Origin of the sequence: Corynebacterium sp. HMSC036E10 (assembly GCF_001836265.1) — a bacterium.
GTDB classification, from domain to species: Bacteria; Actinomycetota; Actinomycetes; order Mycobacteriales; family Mycobacteriaceae; genus Corynebacterium; species Corynebacterium coyleae.
The window spans coordinates 1-2,686 of sequence record NZ_KV827980.1 but is presented as its reverse complement, the minus strand read 5'-3'; the positions used below and the strand labels follow the sequence as shown (position 1 = coordinate 2,686).

Below are 2,686 nucleotides of genomic sequence, written 5' to 3'. Positions count from 1 at the left end.
ACCACCGCGCCGTTTTCGGCGATGAACGTCTCGCATGTGGGGAACATGCGTTGCAGGGTTGCCAGTTGGCGGCCGGAGGCGGGGGTGATGGTGATGGACTGGGCGGTGGCGTCGTCGTAAAGTTGCCAAAAGCGCTCAGGTACCTGGCCTTGCGGGGTGAGGAGGGTGCCGTCCATGTCGAGTGCGATCAGTCGTGGCGTCTGCATTGCCCACACCATACCGGTGTGATGTGGAACACTGGGCGGCATGACTGAGTTTGTGAAGACCGAAGTACGCGGCGCGACCGGGGTGATCACCCTCGACCGCCCCAAGGCCCTGAATTCTCTGAACCCGGAGATGGCGCGCGCCATCGACGAGATCCTGAAGCAGTGGCGTGACGACGACACCGTCGCCCAAGTTGTCATCCAGTCCTCGGCCAAGCACTTTTGCTCTGGTGGCGACGTCCGTGCCGCACGTGAAGGTGTCCTCGAGGGACGTCTGGAAGAGGTCGATGCGTTTTTTGCCGACGAGTACGCCATGAACTTAGACATTGCGAACTACCCCAAGCCGTACATCGCGCTGTGCAGCGGCGTGATCATGGGTGGCGGCATGGGGGTGTCGGCGCACGGTTCGCACATGGTGGTCACCGAGGATGCGTTTGCGTCCATGCCGGAGATGAACATTGGCTACGTCACGGACGTGGGTATGTCGTGGTTGCTGCAGAACCTGCCGAAGCACCCGTCGCAGGCGCTCGGCGCGTTTTTGGCGCTGACGGGCTACCGCTTGAGCCCGGACGACATGCTGGCTACCGGCCTGGCGACGCACAAGGTTGCCTCGCTCGAGGGAGTGCTTGACGGGATCGTGGAGCATGGGCCCGGCTACCTCGACGAGATTGCGCTGGAGCAGGGTGAATCGCAGCTCGAGGCACTGTACGAGGACATCGAGGCCACCTTCACCGGCTCCTGGGCAGAGATCCGCGAGAGCCTTGACGGCGAGACCGGCGAGTTCGGCGAGTTCGGCGAGAAGGTGCAGGAATTGACCAAGCAGGCGTCCCCGTCGTCGCTCGTGGCGGCGGCGGAACTCATCGCAGCCAACGCATCGCAGGATCTGGCCGGCGCGCTGGACAATGAGCGTCGTCTCGGTGCCGTGATGGTGCGTGAGCCGGACTTTGCGGAAGGGGTGCGTGCGGTGCTCGTCGATAAGGATCAGGCCCCCAAGTTCGCCCCCGAGGCGGACCCCTCCAAATATCGGGACGTGCTGCGCTAAAGTAAATGGCGGTGTGGGGCTGAAGTTGCCCCCGAATCCCACACGCTGAAGGAGCAACGTTGACCGAAACCACAAACCCCCGCGACGACTGGAACCATAAGCTCACCCTCGCCCAGGAGATGCTGCCGCTGATCAGTCGCCTGCACCGCGAACACAACGCGGTCACCTCGGTTTACGGTCGCCTGCTGGTGGGTGTGACTGACATCGAGATCATCAAGGCACACCGCTACGCGCGTCGTATCGATGAAAAGGAGCTCCCGCTCGACGAGACACTCCCGATCCTGTGCGAGCTGGTGGAGATGGATCTCGGCACCGCTTCGATCGACCTTGGCCGCCTGGCCAAGGAGTTCAAGTACTCCGAAGAGAAGGATCTGCGTGCCTTCCTCGAGGCGCAGCTCGCTGACGTCATCGGCACCTCCTCCGAGCTCGATGCACGCGACGTCGTGCTCTACGGCTTCGGCCGCATCGGCCGCCTGCTTGCCCGTATCCTGATTGCCCGCGAGGCAATGTACGGCGGTGTGCGCCTGCGTGCGGTGGTGGTGCGCAAGAAGGGTGACATTGACATCATCAAGCGTGCCTCCCTGCTGCGACGTGACTCTGTCCACGGTGCGTTCAACGGCACGATCACCGTGGATGAGGAGAAGGAAATCATCTGGGCCAACGGCACTCCGATCCAGATGATCTACGCCAACGACCCGGCTGAGATTGATTACACGGCGTACGGCATTAACAACGCCATCGTCGTCGATAACACTGGCGTGTGGCGCGACCGCGAGGGTCTGTCCCAGCACCTGCAGTCCAAGGGTGTGGACCGCGTGCTGCTTACCGCGCCGGGCAAGGGTGACATCCCGAACATTGTGTACGGCATCAACGAGGACATGATCGGCGACGAGCGCATCCTGTCCGCAGCGTCCTGCACCACCAACGGCATCACCCCGGTGCTGAAGGTGATCAACGACCGCTACGGCGTCAAGCATGGTCACGTGGAGACCGTCCACGCGTACACCAACGACCAGAACCTGGCCGACAACTTCCACAAGGGTGACCGTCGTGGGCGTGCTGCTGGCCTGAACATGGTGCTCACCGAGACTGGTGCTGCGAAGGCCGTGTCCAAGGCGCTGCCCGAGTTTGAGGGCAAGCTCACCGGCAACGCGATCCGCGTGCCCACCCCGGACGTGTCCATGGCAGTGCTCAACCTGGACCTGGAGAAGGAAGTGAACAAGGACGAGGTGAACACCTTCCTGCGCCGTGTGTCCACCCACTCCAACCTGCGCCAGCAGATCGACTACATCAACTCGCCGGAGGTTGTGTCCACTGACCTTCTGGGTACTACCCACGCGTCGGTTGTCGACGGCCTGGCCACCATCGCATCTGGCAACCACCTCGTGCTCTACGTCTGGTACGACAACGAGTACGGCTACTCCCACCAGGTGGTTCGCGT

Annotated in this window: 3 protein-coding genes; 2 read left to right on the top strand and 1 reads right to left on the bottom strand. The window is 62.6% G+C overall.

What is annotated here, in order from left to right; genetic code table 11:
• The coding region (locus tag HMPREF2736_RS06865; RefSeq protein ID WP_168167626.1) for an HAD hydrolase family protein at positions 1–206 on the bottom strand (206 nt) is incomplete at its 3' end.
• A gap of 40 nt (positions 207–246) precedes the next feature.
• Between HMPREF2736_RS06865 and HMPREF2736_RS06860 the strand changes: the two genes are divergently transcribed.
• Together HMPREF2736_RS06860 and HMPREF2736_RS06855 are read left to right on the top strand one after the other, a co-directional pair.
• Positions 247–1,245 carry a 3-hydroxyisobutyryl-CoA hydrolase gene (locus tag HMPREF2736_RS06860; protein ID WP_070829229.1) on the top strand — a complete coding sequence of 333 codons (999 nt, stop codon included), beginning with the start codon at positions 247–249 and terminating at the stop codon, positions 1,243–1,245.
• Positions 1,246–1,364: 119 nt separating this feature from the next.
• Positions 1,365–2,686 (top strand): glyceraldehyde-3-phosphate dehydrogenase (locus HMPREF2736_RS06855; protein ID WP_141761604.1); only part of this gene is annotated, 1,322 nt, incomplete at its 3' end.